The 17,335-nt window shown below is 66.8% G+C and carries 12 protein-coding genes and 1 tRNA gene; 4 read left to right on the top strand and 9 right to left on the bottom strand.

Annotation, left to right across the window (positions count from 1 at the left end; translation table 11 throughout):
• Window positions 1-26 precede the first annotated feature (26 nt).
• The 3 genes from KWG56_RS12830 to leuA all read left to right on the top strand — a co-directional run bounded on the left by KWG56_RS12830 (window position 27) and on the right by leuA (window position 3,114).
• Window positions 27-992: a TraB/GumN family protein gene (locus tag KWG56_RS12830; RefSeq protein WP_219355049.1), complete on the top strand. Its 966-nt coding sequence runs from the start codon at window positions 27-29 to the stop codon at window positions 990-992.
• A 109-nt stretch (window positions 993-1,101) separates the two neighbouring features.
• A tRNA-Gly gene (locus KWG56_RS12825) sits at window positions 1,102-1,176 on the top strand.
• A 219-nt stretch (window positions 1,177-1,395) separates the two neighbouring features.
• Window positions 1,396-3,114: a 2-isopropylmalate synthase gene (gene leuA, locus KWG56_RS12820; protein ID WP_219355048.1), complete on the top strand. Its 1,719-nt coding sequence runs from the start codon at window positions 1,396-1,398 to the stop codon at window positions 3,112-3,114.
• Window positions 3,115-3,129: 15 nt separating this feature from the next.
• On the opposite strand, the gene KWG56_RS12815 is transcribed toward leuA, so the two are convergent.
• The 3 genes from KWG56_RS12815 to KWG56_RS12805 all read right to left on the bottom strand — a co-directional run bounded on the left by KWG56_RS12815 (window position 3,130) and on the right by KWG56_RS12805 (window position 7,587).
• Window positions 3,130-4,146, bottom strand: a complete 1,017-nt coding sequence (locus tag KWG56_RS12815; RefSeq protein WP_219355047.1) for a bile acid:sodium symporter family protein — start codon at window positions 4,144-4,146, stop codon at window positions 3,130-3,132.
• 98 nt (window positions 4,147-4,244) lie between these two features.
• On the bottom strand, window positions 4,245-6,200 hold the full coding sequence (gene acs / locus KWG56_RS12810; RefSeq protein ID WP_219355046.1) for an acetate--CoA ligase: 1,956 nt from the start codon (window positions 6,198-6,200) through the stop codon (window positions 4,245-4,247).
• 4 nt (window positions 6,201-6,204) lie between these two features.
• Window positions 6,205-7,587 (bottom strand): DcaP family trimeric outer membrane transporter, encoded by a 1,383-nt coding sequence (locus tag KWG56_RS12805; RefSeq protein ID WP_219355045.1) that lies wholly within the window; start codon window positions 7,585-7,587, stop codon window positions 6,205-6,207.
• Between the two features lie 151 nt (window positions 7,588-7,738).
• Here KWG56_RS12805 and KWG56_RS12800 point away from each other — a divergent pair, with 151 nt between their 5' ends.
• Entirely contained in the window at window positions 7,739-8,368 is a 630-nt protein-coding gene (locus KWG56_RS12800) for a response regulator transcription factor (protein ID WP_244999510.1), read from the top strand.
• Window positions 8,369-8,564: 196 nt separating this feature from the next.
• Here KWG56_RS12800 and KWG56_RS12795 read toward each other — a convergent pair whose 3' ends face one another.
• The 6 genes from KWG56_RS12795 to arsH form a co-directional block, all read right to left on the bottom strand.
• Complete coding sequence (locus KWG56_RS12795) at window positions 8,565-11,945, bottom strand: hybrid sensor histidine kinase/response regulator (protein ID WP_219355044.1); 3,381 nt, start codon at window positions 11,943-11,945, stop codon at window positions 8,565-8,567.
• A 93-nt stretch (window positions 11,946-12,038) separates the two neighbouring features.
• A complete protein-coding gene (locus KWG56_RS12790; protein ID WP_219355043.1) occupies window positions 12,039-13,712 on the bottom strand; it encodes an MFS transporter in 1,674 nt (557 codons plus the stop codon).
• Between the two features lie 148 nt (window positions 13,713-13,860).
• The gene (locus tag KWG56_RS12785) at window positions 13,861-14,556 is read right to left on the bottom strand and encodes a sugar transferase (RefSeq protein ID WP_244999509.1); all 696 of its coding nucleotides are present in this window, start codon (window positions 14,554-14,556) and stop codon (window positions 13,861-13,863) included.
• A 152-nt stretch (window positions 14,557-14,708) separates the two neighbouring features.
• Window positions 14,709-15,863 (bottom strand): acyltransferase family protein, encoded by a 1,155-nt coding sequence (locus tag KWG56_RS12780; RefSeq protein ID WP_219355042.1) that lies wholly within the window; start codon window positions 15,861-15,863, stop codon window positions 14,709-14,711.
• Between the two features lie 67 nt (window positions 15,864-15,930).
• Entirely contained in the window at window positions 15,931-16,518 is a 588-nt protein-coding gene (folE, locus tag KWG56_RS12775) for a GTP cyclohydrolase I FolE (RefSeq protein WP_201101025.1), read from the bottom strand.
• Between the two features lie 74 nt (window positions 16,519-16,592).
• Window positions 16,593-17,315 (bottom strand): arsenical resistance protein ArsH, encoded by a 723-nt coding sequence (gene arsH / locus KWG56_RS12770; RefSeq protein ID WP_219355041.1) that lies wholly within the window; start codon window positions 17,313-17,315, stop codon window positions 16,593-16,595.
• Window positions 17,316-17,335: the final 20 nt, after the last annotated feature.

Here is a 17,335-nt window from a genome sequence, read left to right as displayed (position 1 = left end):
TGATCCAAGACGATCAAGGAGACTTCATGAAACTGTCCGCCGTCCTCAAGACCTCCGCCTCCAACCTCGCCCGCGCCGCCGTCGGCGCGGCTGGTGGTCTGGCCCTGTTCTTCGCCATCTCGGGCGCGCCCGGTCAGGCCCTGGCCCAGGACGCCGCGCCCGCCGCCGCCCATCCCGCCATTCAAGGGCAAGGCCCGGCCCTGTGGGTGGTCAAGGATGCGGACTCGACCCTGTATCTGTTCGGCTCGATCCATGTGCTGCGCCCGACGACCGGCTGGGCCAGCCCGCGCGTCACCCAGGCCTTCGACAGCGCTTCCGACATCTGGTTCGAGATCAGCAATCCCGATGATCAGGCCGCCATCATGCCTCTGATCCAGCAGCATGGCCTGTCGCCGCAGACGCCGCTCAGCAGCCGCCTGACGCCGGAGGAAGTCGCCGAACTGGACGAGGCCGCCAAGGCCATCGGCGCCAGCGCGGCCCAGATGGACATCATGAAGCCCTGGCTGGCGGCGCTCAGCCTGTCGGTCGCTCCCCTGGTCAAGGCGGGGTATGATCCCAAGTCCGGCGTCGAAATGGCCCTGAAGGCGCGGGCCGAGGCGGCGGGCAAGCCGATCCATGGCTTCGAGACGCTGGACAAGCAGATCGGCATGCTGGCCAACCTGCCCGACGACACGCAACTGGCCTTCCTGCGTGAGACGCTGAAGAACTATGACGAGGCCACGACCATGCTCGACACCATGGTCGGCGCCTGGGCCCAGGGCGACGTCGCCACTCTGGACCGGGTCGCCGTTCAGGAAATGAAGTCGGACTCCCCCGAACTGTACAAGGTGCTGCTGGTCGAGCGGAACACCGACTGGGCCAACCAGATCCAGACCCTGCTGCAGGGCTCCGGCACCGCCTTCATCGCCGTCGGCGCCGCCCACCTGGCCGGCGAGGACAGCGTCCAGGCCATCCTGAAATCGCGCGGCGTCACCGTCGAACCCGTGCAGTAAGATGCGGATGCGGCGGCCCGCCGCCGCATCTCGCCTTGAGCCGAACCGCCCGCGCCGCTATGGGATCAAGGGTCGAGCCGTCTCCGCGACGCTGCTGCGACCGCCCGGCGCGGGTGTAGTTCAGAGGTAGAACGTCAGCTTCCCAAGCTGAATGTCAGGGGTTCGATTCCCCTCACCCGCTCCAAATCCTATCGACACGCAAAGGGTGGATTGTTTCGTCAATCGATCCTTGGTAGGGTGGTGCGTGGCAAATTCTTTCGCCCTTTTCCTGAATCTTCGTCCGGCTGAGCGCCTGCTCGCCGGGTCGCGACTTATTGGCTGCCGCCGGGACTGACGGCTGCCCGGCGGCGGATCACGCCTGTCGTACCCCACATATCGCTACGAAGTTCTCAGGAGACGCACCGTGTTGCGCGACCCCTCCATCAAATATCGCCCGTTCCCGACCATCGATCTGCCGGATCGCCAGTGGCCCAGCCGCACCATCGACAAGGCGCCGCGCTGGCTGTCGACGGACATGCGCGACGGCAACCAGGCCCTGATCGACCCGATGAACGCCGAGAAGAAGCAGCGCTTCTTCGACCTGCTGGTGAAGATCGGCGTCAAGGAGATCGAGGTCGGCTTCCCCTCGGCGGGCGCGACCGAGTTCGACTTCATCAACGGCCTGGTCCGCGCGGGCAGCATTCCCGACGACGTGGTGGTGCAGGTGCTGACCCAGGCGCGGGCGGATCTGATCGCCCGGTCGTTCGAAAGCCTGGAAGGCGCCAGGACCGCCGTCGTCCACATGTACAACGCCCTGTCGCCCGCCTGGCGCGAGATCGTTTTCGGCATGGACCGCGCGGGCATCAAGAAGATCGCCGTCGAGGGCATGTCGCGGATGCGTGAGGAGGCCGAGCGCCGCCCCGACACCGACTGGCGCTTCGAATACAGTCCCGAGACCTTCTCCACCGCCGAACTGGATTACAGCCTGGAGGTCTGCGAGGCCGTTCTGGACGTGATCGAGCCGACGCCCGAGCGGCCGATCATCTTCAACCTGCCCGCCACGATCGAGGCGGCGACGCCGAACGTCTATGCGGACCAGGTGGAATGGTTCTGCCGCCACATCTCGCGCCGCGACAGCGTGATCGTATCGGTTCACCCGCACAACGATCGGGGCACGGGCGTGGCGGCGGCGGAGCTGTCGGTCATGGCCGGCGCCGACCGCGTCGAGGGCTGCCTGTTCGGCAATGGCGAGCGCACCGGCAATGTCGATCTGGTGACCCTGGCGCTGAATCTGTACACGCAAGGGGTCGATCCCGAGCTGGACTTCTCGGACATGGATGCGGTGATCCAGACGGTCGAGCACTGCAACGCCCTGCCGGTCCATCCGCGCCATCCCTATGCCGGAGAACTGGTCTTCACCGCCTTCTCGGGCAGCCACCAGGACGCGATCAAGAAGGGCTTCGCCGCCCAGGCCAAGCGCAACGACCATATCTGGAACGTGCCCTATCTGCCCATCGACCCGGCCGATCTGGGCCGGTCGTACGAGGCGGTGATCCGCGTCAACTCCCAGTCCGGCAAGGGCGGCTTCGCCTGGGTGCTGGAACAGGACAAGGGATTGAAACTGCCCAAGCGCATGCAGGCCGACTTCAGCCAGCATGTTCAGGCCTTCGCCGATCAGGTGGGCCGCGAACTGACCGCCGCCGACATCTGGGACGTGTTCCGTTCAGTCTATGCGCCGGAGGGCGGGAACGGCCCGTTCGCCCTGGTGGACTATGAAGAGGGTCGCTCGGCGCCCGGGCAGGAGCGCCGCTTCACCGGCCGCATCCGCCTGAATGGCGAAGAGCGCCGGATTTCAGGGCGCGGCAACGGCTTCCTGTCCAGCGTTCTGGACGCCCTGCGCGAAGACTGCGGCCTGGTGCTGGATATCGAGGACTACCACGAACACGCCATCGGCCACGGCGGCGACGCTCAGGCGGCGGCCTATGTCGAATGCCGCACGGCGGACGGGCGCACCATCTTCGGCGTGGCGACCGACCCGGATGTGGCCACCGCCTCGCTGAAGGCCCTGCTGGGCGCCGCCAACCGCGCCGATGCGGCGGGCGGCCAGGCGGCGGAGAAGACGTTGAGCCTCGCGGACAGCTAAGTCCGCACCATCATATCAATAGGCTTCGATCTGCGGCTCGTCTTTCAGGCGGGCCGCATTTTCGCGGGCGTAGCGCTGGGCGATGATGGTGCAGGCGAACAGCTGGATCTGGTGGAACAGCATGATCGGCAGGACGATCAGCGGCACGGAGGCGCTGGCGAACAGGATGCCGGCCATCGGAATGCCGCTGGCCATGCTTTTCTTTGAGCCGCAGAACAGGATGACGATCCGGTCGGGCCGGTCGAACTTGAGCGCGCGTCCCGCCAGAAGGGTCAGGCCGAGCACCAGCCCCAGCAGCACGATGTTCAGGCCGATCACCTTGGCCAGGTCGGCCGGCGCGACATGGGACCAGACCCCGGCGACCATGCCCTCGCTGAAGGCGGCGTAGACGATCAGCAGGATCGAGCCGCGATCCACCAGCCCGGTCAGCTTGGCGTGACGGGTCAGCCAGCCCAGCAGCAGCGGGCGGCACAACTGGCCCACGGCGAAGGGCACCAGGATCTGCAGACCGATGTCGAGAATGGACTGCAGATGGATGCCCCCGCCTGCGCTGCCGCCCGCGCTTCCGATCAGCAGGGCGACCAACAGGGGGGTGACCACCACCCCGATCAGGTTCGACAGGCTGGCGCTGGTCAGGGCACCGGGGACGTTGCCGCCGGCGATGGAGGTGAAGGCGATCGACGACTGCACCGTGGACGGCAGCAGGCACAGGAACATCATGCCGGTCAGCAGGTCGGGCTGCAGCGACCCGCGCATCAGGAAGACCAGCCCCAGACCCAGCAGGGGGAACAGCAGGAAGGTGCTGAGGAAGACCGTCCCCTGCAGCCGCCAGTGCATCAGGCCCGCTGCAATGGCCGCAGGCGACATCCGCGCCCCATACAGGAAGAACAGCAGGGCGATGGCGACCTTGACCACCACGTCCATCACGACCGCGCCCTGGCCGCTGGCGGGCAGCAGGGCCGCCAGAACCACCATGCCGATCAGGGCCAGAAGATAGCCGTCGATCGGCAGGCGGGACAGGAAACGAGGCATGGACGGCTCAGGCTGCGGCGGGTCGCCGCACTGATAGGCCGCTATGGCCCGGGGTTGAAGCCCGGGCCTTGATTAAGCGTGGCGTCAGAAGCCGGAAATCAGGCGCCCGCGCGGTTCTTGACCAGATCGTCCACCACCGACGGATCGGCCAGGGTCGAGGTGTCGCCCAGGGCGCCGATCTCGTTTTCGGCGATCTTGCGCAGGATGCGGCGCATGATCTTGCCCGAGCGGGTCTTGGGCAGGCCCGGCGCCCACTGGATCACGTCGGGGGCGGCGATGGGACCGATTTCGCGACGGACATGAGCGACCAGCGCCTTGCGCAGCTCTTCGCTGGCCTCAACACCCTTGTTCAGGGTGACATAGGCGTAGATGCCCTGGCCCTTGATGTCGTGCGGATAACCGACCACGGCGGCCTCGGCGACATCGTCATGCAGCACCAGGGCGCTCTCGATCTCGGCGGTGCCCATGCGGTGGCCCGAGACGTTGATGACGTCGTCCACCCGTCCGGTGATCCAGTAATAGCCGTCCTCGTCCCGACGGCAGCCGTCGCCGGTGAAATAGCGGCCCGGATAGGTCGAGAAATAGGTGTCGAAGAAGCGCTGGTCGTCGCCATAGACGGTGCGCATCTGGCCCGGCCAGCTGTCGGTGATGCACAGGTTGCCGGACACGGCGCCGGTCAGCTCCTGACCTTCCGCATCGACGATCTGCAGCTCGACGCCGGGCAGGGGCAGGGTGGCGGAGCCGGGCTTCAGGTCGGTGGCGCCGGGCAGGGGCGTGATCAGATGGCCGCCCGTCTCGGTCTGCCACCAGGTGTCCACGATGGGGCAGCGGCTGTCGCCGACGACCTCATGATACCAGCGCCAGGCCTCGGGGTTGATCGGCTCGCCGACCGTGCCGAGGATGCGCAGCGAGGCGCGCGAGGTCGCCTTCACCGGGGCGTCGCCCTCGCGCATCAGGGCGCGCAGGGCCGTGGGGGCGGTGTAGAAGATCTCGACCTTGTGCTTGTCCACCACCTGCCAGAAGCGGCTGCTGTCGGGATAGTTGGGCACGCCCTCGAACATCAGGGTCGTCGCCGCGTTCGCCAGCGGGCCGTACAGCAGATAGGAATGGCCGGTGACCCAGCCCACGTCGGCGGTGCACCAGAAGACCTCGCCGGGGCGATAGTCGAATACCAGCTCATGCGTCCAGGCGGCCCAGAACAGATAGCCGCCCGTGGTGTGCAGCACCCCCTTGGGCTTTCCCGTCGATCCCGAGGTGTAGAGGATGAACAGCGGGTCTTCGGCGTTCATCGGCGCGGGCGGGCAGTCGGTCGTGACCTTGGCGGCCTCGGCGGCGTAGTCGAAGTCGCGGCCTTCGATCATCGGCACGTCTGCGCCGGTGCGGCGCACGACCAGAACCGTGTCGACCTTCACCTTCTCCAGCGCCGCATCGACATTGGCCTTCAGCGGCACGGCCTTGCCGCCGCGCACGCCTTCGTCGGCGGTAATGACCAGGGTCGATCCGCAGTCCTCGATCCGGCCGCACAGGCTGTCGGGCGAAAATCCGCCGAACACGACCGAATGCACCGCCCCGATCCGCGCGCACGCCAGCATGGCGTAGGCGGCCTCGGGGATCATGGGCAGATACAGGGTGATCCGGTCGCCTTTTTTGGCCCCATGCGCCTTCAGCACATTGGCCATGCGGCAGACTTCGTCATGCAGCTCGCCATAGGTGATGGCGCGGCTGTCCGCGGGATCGTCGCCTTCCCAGATGATCGCCGTCTCGTCCTTGCGATGGGGCAGGTGGCGGTCGATGCAGTTGGCCGAGACGTTCAGCACCCCGTCCTCGAACCAGCGGATGCGGAAGTCCTCCTTCTTGAAGGAGACGTCCTTGATCTTCGTCGGCGCCTTGATCCAGTCGAGCCGCTTCACCTGTTCCGACCAGAAGGCGTCGGGCGTTTCGCGCGCTGCGATCCGCGCCGCCTCATAGGCCTGCCGGTTCATGTGGGCCTTGGCGGCCAGCTCGGCGGGAACCGGATAGAGTTCGGAATCAGGCACGCGGGATGTCTCCAACATCAGATCAGAATCCGTATTTTGCGAACAGGATAAGACGCGTCATGTCGCCGCTCGCGCCGGTCTCGATTTCGCGATCCGCGAACATCAGCTCGGCGCCCAGATCAAAGGCAGCAACCGGCGACCAGATCAAGTTCGCATGCAGGCTCTGGGCGGATCGGTTGACGTTCAGGCCGGTGATTGCGGTGTCGTTGTCCACCCGCTGCGCCGACCAGATCAGATTGGAGCGCACGCCCGGCGCCCAGACGTGGCGATAGGCGGCGAACCCGGCGACCACGCCGATGGCCTCCAGGTCGCCCGACGCGGTTACAACGGCGTCGTTGGAGAAGTTCAGCCCCAGATAGCGGCCGATCCCTTCGCCGCCGCTCAGCATCAGGCGGATGTCGTCCTTGTCGCCGACCTTGATCTTGGCCGAGGCCGACAGGCCCCAGCCGGTCGTGGACGCATCGATGTCGGCGGCGGTGTTCTGGTGTTTCAGCTGACGCAGCAGGCCGGCGACCTGCACATCGCCCCAGGGCCGTGAGACGGCATATCGGGCGGTCACGTCCGGCAGGCTGTTGGCGTTGTTCAGGATGCGCGCGCCGCCGCCGAACGGGGTGACGGTCGTCTCGGGGTTCTCGACCGAGATGGACAGGGGGCCGCGCGTATAGCGGACCTGGGCCTGGCGCACGAAGACCGTGCCTTCCGCCGCGCCGATGAAGTCGGCGGATTCAGGCAGGACGGCGGTGTTCTGGAAGTTCGACCACTCCTGGCCGAACAGCCAGTTGTCGATGGTGACGAAGGCACGGCGCAGGGCCGGGTTGGCCGGGCTGGTGGTGCGCTGGTCCGTGACCCCGGGCAGGGTCTGGAAGTCCATCTCCAGCCGCGTGCCGATCTTGTGGCCGCCGACCACTCCGTCGGTGGTCAGCCAGAACCGGGTCTGGCGGGCGTTGAAATCGGTCGCCGCATCCTCGCTCTGGCCGCCGATGGGCACCGAACCGGGGACGTGGAATTCGCGCAAGGAATCGCCGTTCAGCGGCGCGCCGTCGGAATAGCGCGACACGGAGGCGTCCAGTTTTATGAAGCCGCCGAACCTGACCGTGTGATCGCCGATGCGGAAGCCTTCGCTCAGGGGCGCGGGGGCGGCGGCCTGTTGAACCGGCGCCGGAGGAGAGGCGGCGGGCCGCGTCTCCAACCGCAGGATGTCCTCTTGCTGGGCCGCCTGCTGGGTGCGTGAGGCGACCACTTCGGTCTTCAACGCGGTCAGCTCGGCCTCAAGCTGGGCGATGCGGGCTTCAAGCGCGGCCTGGCCGCCGCTGGTCTGGCCGCCGCCGGTCTGGGCCAAGGCGGCGCCAGGCGTGATCAGTAGGGCGGCGACAGCCGACCCCGCCATAAGGCTGGTCTTGATCATCCTTTGAGTCCTCCCGGGCCCGTCTTATGCAGGCCTGCGTTCCTCGAACCTTTTCTCCTTGAGGTGGTGGAGGCCATTGGCCATTGGTCTAGTTTCGACCAAAGTCGAACCGCGCCATGATGTCGCCAATGCGGACGACAGAAGGCCGCGCATGGGAAGGACGCCTATGGATCGCATCGTCATCGCTGACGACCATCCGCTGTTCCGCGCCGCCTTGCGGTCCGCCCTCGACAAGGCGGCGCCGGGCGCCGCCGTCGAGGAATGCGCCAGTTTGGCGGAGGCCAAGGCGGCCATGCAGTCGGCCCCGGTGGACCTGCTGCTGCTGGATCTGAAACTGTCGGACAGCGAGGGGATGGCGGGCCTCGCCGCCGTGCGGGCCGAATATCCGGCTGTGCCGGTCGCCGTGATTTCCGCCAGCGAGGATGCGCCGGTGGTGCGTCACGCTCTGGGACTGGGCGCGGCGGGCTTCATCCCCAAATCCGCCGCCCTGCCGCAGATGGTCGAGGCCATCGCCGCCATCCTGGCGGGGGACAGCTGGGCGCCGGACCTGCCCGACGTCGAAGACGCGGATGATCTGGCCGCACGCGTGTCCAGCCTGACGCCGTCGCAGCTGCGCATTCTTGAGGGGCTGAAGGCCGGGCGGTTGAACAAGCAGATCGCCTTTGACCTGGGTGTGTCCGAGGCCACGATCAAGGCGCACCTGACCAGTGTGTTCCGCAAGCTGGGCGTCCATAACCGCACCCAGGCGGTGATTTTAGCCAAACAGCTGGATCCCAGCTGACCCGCTAGGTCCATCGTCATTCAATCCGGCGACATTGCAGATCGTCATTCCGGGGCTGAGCAAAGCGAAGAACCTGGAACCCAGGGCTACGGTCGCATCGCTGGACGTTTTTGACGCTGGATACGATCCTCCTGGTTTCCGGGTTCGTCCTTCGGACGCCCCGGAATGACGGTTCTGAGGTGAATGCAGGTTGAGCTTAGCTCGACAGAAACGCCTTCAGGGCCGCAGGCTTGATCGGCTTGGGCAGCAGGATCGCGCCCGCCGCCGTCGCCTGTTCGTTCAGACCATCGCGGGTGTCGGCGGTGACCAGGGCGACGCGGCGCACGCCCACCGGACGCAGCCAGTCGATCAGGGCGAACCCTTCGGGCCCGTCGCCCAGGTGCAGGTCGATTACGGCGGCGTCGAAGGGTCCCTGCGCCGCCTTGGCCGCTGCGATGCCCGCGGCCAGGGTCGGCTTTGCGCCCCAACGGGTCAGCAGGGCGTTCAGCGCATCCAGGATGACCGGCTCATTGTCCACGCACAGGACGCGCAGGCCCGCCAGAGGCAGCCGGGCCTCGCGCACCGGCGTCATGTCGGCGACCGGTGCGGCGGCGGCGCGCGGGGCGGTGATGCGGAAGGTCGTGCCCCGTCCCGCGCCCGAGCTCAGCTCCAGCGGGTGATCCAGCAGGCTGGACAGGCGCCGCACGATGGCCAGACCCAGACCGGCGCCCGGCTCGTCCACCGGGGCGCCGGGCAGGCGGACGAACTCGCCGAAGACCGTCTCCCTGTCGGCCTCGGGAATGCCGCGTCCGGTGTCGGCGACCAGCAGCTGCACCGTCTGGCCATGCCGCCGCGCCCCCACCAGCACCCGACCCGCGTCGGTGTAGCGGATGGCGTTGGAGATCAGGTTCTGCAGCATGGAGCGCAGCAGGTCGCGGTCCGACGAAATCCACAGTCGACTGGGCATGATGGTCAGGCGCAACCCCTTGGCCTCAGCCACCGGCTCATATTCGCGGCGCAGTTCGTCAAACAGCCCGCCCAGCGACAGGCGCGTCACCGCCGCGCTGACCCCCCCGGCCTCCAGCTTGGACAGGTTCAGCAGGGCGGTCAGCAGCCGGTGGGCGCTGTCGATGGCGCGGTCGGCGTTGACGGCCAGGGTGTGGCTGGCGGGATCGGCCCCCCCGCCAGACACGGCGGGCTCTTCCTTCAGGGCGGCGATGAACAGGCGCGCGGCGTGCAGCGGCTGCAGCAGGTCATGGCTGGCGGCGGCCAGGAACCGGGTCTTGGAGGCGGTGGCGTCCTCGGCGATCCGGCGGGCTTCGTCCAGGCGCGCCGTGCGGTCGGCGACGCGGGCTTCCAGCCGTTCGTTGGCCTCCTCCAGCTGACGGGCGGCGCGGCGCAGGGCGGTGATGTCGGTGTAGCTGGTGGCGTAGCCCCCGCCGGGGATGGGCGCGCCGGACGACCGCAGCACCCGCCCGTCCGGCTGCTGGCGTTCGTGGTCGTGGGGAATGCGGCGGGCCAACGCCTCCAGCCGCCGCTCGACCCAGGCCTCAATGTCGTTGGGGCTCTCGCCGCGTTCGGCGTTCAGGCGATAGATGCTGGCGATGGGCAGGCCGACGTGGACGAAGCCGACCGGCAGTTCGAACATGGAGACATAGCGCCGGTTCCAGGCGGTGACGCGCAGATCCTCGTCCACCACGATCACGCCCTGGTCGATGTTGTCCAGAGTGGTCTGCAGCAGGTCGCGGTTGAACTGAACCGCCTGCGACGCCTCGTCCAGCATCCGCACCACGTCCTCGGGCGCGCGTCCGACCCCGGCTAAGGCCGCGGCGATGACGCGCCGGGCCGATGCGGCGCCGATCGCCCCCGCCAGCATCCGTTCGGCCGCACGCGCCAGGGCCGCGTCGGCGGGATCGGCGTCGCGCAGCCGGGTGTCCGTCTCATTGCCCCAGGCGGTGAAGGCGCGCTCGGCCCGCTCGTCGCCGATGAACCGGGCGACCAGGGCGCGCAGGTCGCCGACAGAGGCGCCGGAAGGCGAAGGGCGGTTCTCGGTCCAGTCCGGCCCGATCCGGTCCACGAAAGCGCGGGCCTGAACCCGGTCGATCAGGCGCGGCTGGGCGATGCGCGACACCCCGACATAGACCGCCAGATTCAGGCCCAGGCTGACGAACACCCCCAGCGCCAGCGGGTCGTCGATCCCCAGCAGCCGATGTGGATGCCAGGCCGCGTCCGGCGCCAGCTGCGGCAGGGCCAGCATGATGATCCAGATCGTCAGGCCGACCGCCATGCCGGCCAAGGCGCCGACCGCATGGCCGCCCCGCCACAGGACCGCGCCGAACAGGGCGGGCGCCAGCTGCGCCAGGGCGGCGAAGGACACCAGCCCCATGGCCGCCAGACCGTGCGACTGGTCCATCGCCTGATAATAGACCCAGGCCAGCAGCAGCACGGCGACGATGGCCGCGCGCCGCACGTGCAGGATCGTGCCCGCCATGTCCGAGGCGTCGCCCCGCACGCGCCAGCGGTCCCGCGCCACGAAGGGCAGGATCAGGCTGTTGGACACCATGGCCGACAGGGCTACGGCCTCTACGATGACCATCGCCGTCGCCGCCGAGAAGCCGCCGACGAAGACGATGGCGGTCAGCAGGCTCTCACCTCGTCCGAACGGCAGGGCCAGCACCAGAAGATCCGGGTTCACCGCCGGGGCGAACAGGGCCCCCGCCGCCACAAGAGGCAGGACCGCCAGACTGGTCAGCAGCAGATAGATGGGGAAGATCCAGCGCGCCCGCTTCACGTCCGACGGCGCGGCGCCCTCGACAAAGGCGACATGAAACTGACGCGGCAGGCAGAAGATGGCCAGGGTCGAGATCAGGATGATGGCCGAGAATCTGGGCGTCACCTCGGGGGGGCGCGACAGGGCGCCCAGGCCTTCGATGATGCGCGGCGGCGCGCCCTGGTTCAGCAGCAGGACCAGGGCGAAGACGGCCACGAACAGCAGGGCGCCCAGCTTGACCACCGACTCCAGCCCGATGGCCTGGATCAGTCCGCGATTGTGCTCGGTCAGGTCGGGACGACGCGCCCCGAACAGAATGGCGAAGAAGGCCAAAACCCCGGCCAGAACCAGAACCGTCAGGCTTTCGGACCCCGCCACCGGCGTGTCCGCCGTCAGCAGTTCGCCCGCCATCGACAGGGATTTCAGCTGCAGGGCGATATAGGGCAGGGAGCCCAGGATGGCGACCACGGTGACGGCGGCGCCCAGGGCCTGGCTCTTGCCGTAGCGCGACGCCACGAAGTCGGCCATGGAGCCGACGTTCTCGCGCCGGGCGGCGGCGGCGATCCGACGCCACAGCGGGAAGAGCACGGTCACCCCGATGATCGGGCCGATATAGATGGGCAGATACTCCCACCCGTTGCGCGCCGCCGTGCCGACCGCGCCGTAATAGGTCCAGGAAGTGCAGTAGATGGCCAGCGACAGGGCATAGACCGACGGCCCCAGCCCCTTGCCCCTGGCGCGCGTCGCCGGGCGTTCCTGATACCAGGCGACGGCGAACAGGATCGCCATATAGCCCACGACAAGGCTGAGGATCAGCAGGCTGAACATGGCGGCATCTGAACCTTGAGTATGGGGTTTCACAAGCGAAAGGGCGGACTGTCCTGCGACAGCCCGCCCCCTCATCCGCGCCTGAAAGCAGGATCAGGCGTTGAGATCGACGTCCTTGCCTTCCTTGACCAGCAGGAAGCCCAGCACGACCGTCGCCAGCGCCACGACGATCGGATACCAGAGGCCGTAGTAGATGTTGCCTGTCGCGGCCACCATGGCGAAGGCGGTGGTGGGCAGGAAGCCGCCGAACCAGCCGTTGCCGATATGATAGGGCAGGGACATGGAGGTGTAGCGGATCTTGGTCGGGAACATCTCGACCAGCGCCGCCGCGATCGGGCCGTACACCATGGTCACATAGAAGCCGAGGATGAACAGGATCAGCACGACCAGAGGCTTGTTGACCAGGGCGCTGTCAGCCTTGGCGGGATAGCCTGCGGCGGCGAGCGCCTCGCCCAGGTTTGCATCCCAGGTCTTTTTCCGGGCGGCGAAGTCGGCGGCGGGCAGGGCGTCGCCGCGGAAGCTGTTGATCACCGTCTGATCGCCGATACGGACCTCGGCGACGGTTCCGGCCGGGGCCTTGACGTTCGTATAGGTCACGCCCGCCTTGGCCAGGTAGGATTTGGCCAGGTCGCACGAGTGGTTGAAGACCGTCTTGCCGACGGGGTCGAACTGCAGATTGCAGTCGGCGGGGTCAGCATAGACCACGACCGGCGCCGAGGCGGCAGCCTCGGCCAGACGCGGGTTGGCCGCGTGGGTCAGGGCGTTGAACAGCGGCATATAGGTCAGGGCTGCGATCAGGCACCCGGCAAGGATGATCGGCTTCCTGCCCACCTTGTCCGACAGCCAGCCCCAGAAGATGAAGAAGGGCGAGGCCGCCAGCAGCGCGATGGCCAGCAGGACATAGACCAGAGAGGCGTCAACCCGCAGCACCCGCTCCAGGAAGAACAGGGCGTAGAACTGACCCGTGTACCAGATCACGGCCTGACCGGCGGTCAGACCGACCAGGGCGATCAGCACCAGCTTCAGATTGGGCCACTTCATGAAGCTGTCCTTCAGCGGGGTCTTGGAGCCCTTGCCTTCGGCCTTCATCTTCTTGAACGACGGGCTTTCCGCCAGCTTCAGCCGGATCCACAGGGACACGCCCAGCAGCAGGATCGAAACCAGGAACGGCACCCGCCAGCCCCATTCGGCGAAGGCCTCTTCACCAACGGCGAAGCGCACGCCCAGGATCACGGCCAGGCTCAGGATCAGGCCTGCGGTCGCAGTGATCTGGATGAAGGAGGTGTAGAAGCCGCGTTTGCCCTTGGGCGCGTGCTCGGCGACATAGGTGGCGGCGCCGCCGTATTCCCCGCCCAGAGCCAGGCCCTGGATCAGGCGCATCAGCACCAGGATGATCGGCGCCGCGATGCCGATGACCGCATAGGGCGGCAACAGGCCGACGACGAAGGTCGACAGACCCATCAACAGCATGGTGACCAGGAAGGTGTTCTTGCGCCCCCAGAGGTCGCCCAGACGTCCAAAGACGATGGCGCCGAACGGCCGCACGGCGAACCCGGCCGCAAAGGCCATCAGGGCGAAGATATAGCCGGTGGTCTCGTTCACGCCCGAGAAGAACTGAACCGTGATGATCGCCGCCAGCGATCCGTAGAGATAGAAGTCGTACCACTCGATGACGGTGCCGACCGAAGAGGCCAGGATCACGAGCCGATCACTGCGACCGACCGTATGTTCCCCCTCGCCGGACGCAGTTGTTGCGTCGGTTGCCATTGATCCATTTCCTCCCAAGTCGCCGTTATCGGCCGTTATGCGCGGCCTGACGGACGCGTGGAGGATCAGACTGACGCAGCCAAGCGCGGCTGGAGAGAGCGACTTTGGTCGAGGATCGGTGGTTTTTCGAAAACCTGCGACGTGCGGATCAGTAGGCGTTCACGCGCTTCAGGATCATCGGCACGGTGCGGCAGATGATCAGAATGTCGTCGCGGAACGACCAGCCGTCGGCATAGAGGACATCAGCCTCGACCCGGCGGGCCATGCAACTGAGCTGGTGAATCTCGCCGCGAAGGCCGGAAATCTGGGCCAAGCCTGTCAGGCCCGGACGCACGGCGAAACGCTTCGAATAGCAGGGCAGCAGGGCGCCATAATGGGCGTCGTGGGCCAGGGCGTGCGGGCGCGGACCGACCAGCGACATGTCGCCCATGATCACATTCACAAGCTGGGGCAGTTCATCCAGACTGGTGGCGCGGATGAAGGCGCCGACGCGGGTGACGCGCACGTCGTTCTTGGTGGCGTGGGCGATCTTGTCGCCATCCTCGGTCACCGTCATGCTGCGGAACTTCAGGATGGTAAAGATTTCGCCATTCAGGCCTGTGCGGCGCTGGCGGAACAGCACCGGGCCGCGCGTCTCGATCACGACAGCCAGGGCGATGGCGCAATAGGCGGGCAGCAGAATCCACAGGGCCAAACCGGCCAGGACGATGTCCATCACCCGCTTGCACGCCGCAGAGCCTGCGCCGCGTGTGAACCTGGGCGTCCAGGCGGATCGGGCGAGGGGTTCACCCGCATCCGCATCCTTGGTTGTCGACCAACTGTCGAAGATGTCGGCCTCCCCCAAGAGCCTGTGCGATAATGGCAACGTTAAAGGCAAAGCTGTTATGCAACGCAAGATTAATCGCGATCCTGCGTTCCGGGAACGTAGTTCCGTTGTTTATAGGTCACACCTGATGGCTATTTCTATAAGTATTTCAGCAGGGTGCGTGCTGTCGGTCAGCCATCTATTGAAATGACAGGCCCTGCTTCAACCCTCACGACAGTTCTGCCGCGACGACTCTTCAGCCAGGTGCGGATGCGCGCCTGAACTGGGTTGTCGATGGCGAAGTGGAAGGCGAAGGCGAAGCCGACGGCGGCGGCCACTCCCATGGCCCACAGCACCCACTGAACCGGTTCGGACAGGGCGAAACGGGCCGCCGCCACATTGACGACGCCGAACCAGGCGATCCGCACCACCTCGTTGGAGATGAACATCGAGAATGAAACCTGGGCGGCCTTCTCGACCAGTTTGGATGGTCTGGTCACCGGCACGGCGCCCGCCGCCAGAATGATGATCGAGATCAGGCTCAGAGAGATCAGGGCGTGCTTGTCGAAGTTCTGCACCACGGCCAGGCCGACGGCGGCGGCGATGCCGGCCCAACCAGCCAGGCGCGGATTGATCCAGATCTTCTGGGCGAACCAGGCCAGCGCCATGCCCAGGAAGAAGAGCGGCAGGGCGCGGATGAAGCCGTAGCCCATCGGCATCTGATAGACGGGATAGCCCAGCAGGCTCCAGCACAGCTGGTTGGCGACCAGATAGACGCCGATACCCGCCGCCAGCGCCGCCCATGGCCCCAGGCGCATCAGGCCGCGGATGATCCAGGGGAAGCACAGGTAGCAGCCGATCAGAGCCGAGATCGACCAGGTCGGCGCATTCCAGCCCAGGCCGCCATAGACGCCGTAGGACTGCAGCAGCAGCAGTTGCGCGGGCAGTTGGTCCCAGCGGAACCATTCGGGATTGCGCGGCGTCACGCCCGCCGCCGTGCTCAGCAGCACCAGCGCCACCAGCGACAGGCCCATGATCAGATGGGCCGGAGTGACGCGCAGGAACCGCTTCAGGAAGAAGTCCGTCGGCGACATCCGGCCCTTGTCCACCGCTGCGCCATAGACGCGCATCAGCACATAGCCGGAATCGATCAGGAAGAAGTTGGTCAGCAGAAAGCCGCCGCGCTCGAACACCGGGTGCAGGTGCTCGGCCAGCGGAAACGGACCGGCGGCCTGGAAGTGATGCAGAATGATCAGGAAGGCCACGATGAAACGCAGGGCGTCCAGCCAGCCGCCGCGCGCGATCGGGGTTGTCTCATTCCGGTTCGAAATCAGCGTCCAGGGCATCAGATCCGCCTCCTCTGCCCGTATGGACGCAAAAGGTGGACCAATCCCCCTGCCAGGATGGTGAATCCTAGCCTCGCACCAGTCTAAGGAATTCTTCGCGGGTGCGAGGGTCGTCGCGCACCACGCCGATCAGGTGGCTGGTCGACAGGCTGGCGCCCGGCGCATTGACGCCGCGCAGGGTCATGCAGGAATGCTCGGCCTCGATGACCACGCCGACGCCGTGCGGGCGCAGGACCGTCTGGATGGCCTCGGCGATTTCGGAGGTCATCTTCTCCTGGATCTGCAGGCGACGCGCAAAGCCGCGCACCACGCGCGCCAGCTTGGAGATGCCCACGACCCGGTCGGTCGGCAGGTAAGCGACGTGCGCCTTGCCCACGACCGGCAGCATGTGGTGCTCGCAGAAGCTGACGAAGCGAATGTCCTTCAGCACCACCAGCTGGTCGTAGCCGCCGGTCTCTTCGAAGGTCTTCTCCAGATAGGACAGCGGGTCTGTCTCATAGCCCTGGAACAGCTCGCGATAGCTCTTGGCCACCCGCGACGGCGTTTCCAGCAGGCCCTCGCGGTCGGGATTGTCGCCGGCCCACTGGATCAGGGTGCGGACGGCGGCTTCGGCTTCGGCCTGCGAGACGGAGGGCTTGGAGGGCGTATCGGTCATGGCGGCCTACATAGCGAGGCTGGTCAGGGAATGGGAGGGCTTCGTCTGCGCTTTCCGGCGGGGAGCAGGCAGTTTCAGGATGAGGCCGCCGGCGCGGCGTCGGCCAAGCTGTCGGCGGCAGGCGACCGGCCCGTCTCTTTTCGCTCGCTGTAGCGGTCCACCAGATAGTCGGCTCGGCCCCGCGTCAGCAGGGTGAATTTGTACAGCTCCTCCATCACGTCCACCAGCCGGTCGTAATAGGGCGAGGGCTTCATGCGGCCGTCCTCGTCGAACTCATTGAAGGCCTTGGCGACCGAGGACTGGTTCGGAATCGTGATCATCCGCATCCAGCGGCCCAAAATCCGCAACTGGTTGACGGTGTTGAACGATTGAGAGCCTGCGTTGACCTGCATCACCGCCAGGGTCCGACCCTGCGTCGGCCGGGCGCCTGCGCTTTCCAGCGGCAGCCAGTCGATCTGGGATTTGAAGATGCTGGTCATGGCGCCGTGGCGTTCGGGGCTGCACCAGACCTGGCCCTCGGACCATAGCGAGGCCGCGCGCAGTTCCTGAACCTTGGGGTGGGACGGATCGACGCTGTCCGGTTGGGGCAGGCCGCGGGGGTCAAAGATGCGGGTCTCGGCGCCGAAGCTGCGCAACAGCCGATCCGCCTCCTCGATCATCAGACGGCTGAAGGCGCGTTCGCGCAGCGAGCCGTACAGCAGCAGGAAGCGCGGCGGGTGGGCCGGGTCTGTCGGTCGCAGACGCTCCAGTTCGGGGCGGTCGGCGAAGGCGGCGTCGAGTGCGGGTAGATCGATCATGGCTTCCCCTTTGCCAATAT

Source organism: Brevundimonas nasdae (assembly GCF_019395145.1).
GTDB classification, from domain to species: domain Bacteria; phylum Pseudomonadota; class Alphaproteobacteria; order Caulobacterales; family Caulobacteraceae; genus Brevundimonas; species Brevundimonas nasdae.
This window is presented reverse-complemented; position numbering and strand designations above follow the sequence as displayed.

Bases quoted from the DNA above. Each gene is read 5' to 3' on its own strand.
- KWG56_RS12795 (WP_219355044.1), bottom strand. From the start codon at position 11,945: ATGTTCAGCCTGCTGATCCTCAGCCTTGTCGTGGGCTATATGGCGATC.
- arsH (WP_219355041.1), bottom strand. From the start codon at position 17,315: ATGATCGATCTACCCGCACTCGACGCCGCCTTCGCCGACCGCCCCGAA.
- KWG56_RS12830 (WP_219355049.1), top strand. From the start codon at position 27: ATGAAACTGTCCGCCGTCCTCAAGACCTCCGCCTCCAACCTCGCCCGC.
- KWG56_RS12815 (WP_219355047.1), bottom strand. From the start codon at position 4,146: ATGCCTCGTTTCCTGTCCCGCCTGCCGATCGACGGCTATCTTCTGGCC.
- acs (WP_219355046.1), bottom strand. From the start codon at position 6,200: ATGTTGGAGACATCCCGCGTGCCTGATTCCGAACTCTATCCGGTTCCC.
- KWG56_RS12790 (WP_219355043.1), bottom strand. From the start codon at position 13,712: ATGGCAACCGACGCAACAACTGCGTCCGGCGAGGGGGAACATACGGTC.
- KWG56_RS12805 (WP_219355045.1), bottom strand. From the start codon at position 7,587: ATGATCAAGACCAGCCTTATGGCGGGGTCGGCTGTCGCCGCCCTACTG.
- KWG56_RS12780 (WP_219355042.1), bottom strand. From the start codon at position 15,863: ATGCCCTGGACGCTGATTTCGAACCGGAATGAGACAACCCCGATCGCG.
- KWG56_RS12800 (WP_244999510.1), top strand. From the start codon at position 7,739: ATGGGAAGGACGCCTATGGATCGCATCGTCATCGCTGACGACCATCCG.
- folE (WP_201101025.1), bottom strand. From the start codon at position 16,518: ATGACCGATACGCCCTCCAAGCCCTCCGTCTCGCAGGCCGAAGCCGAA.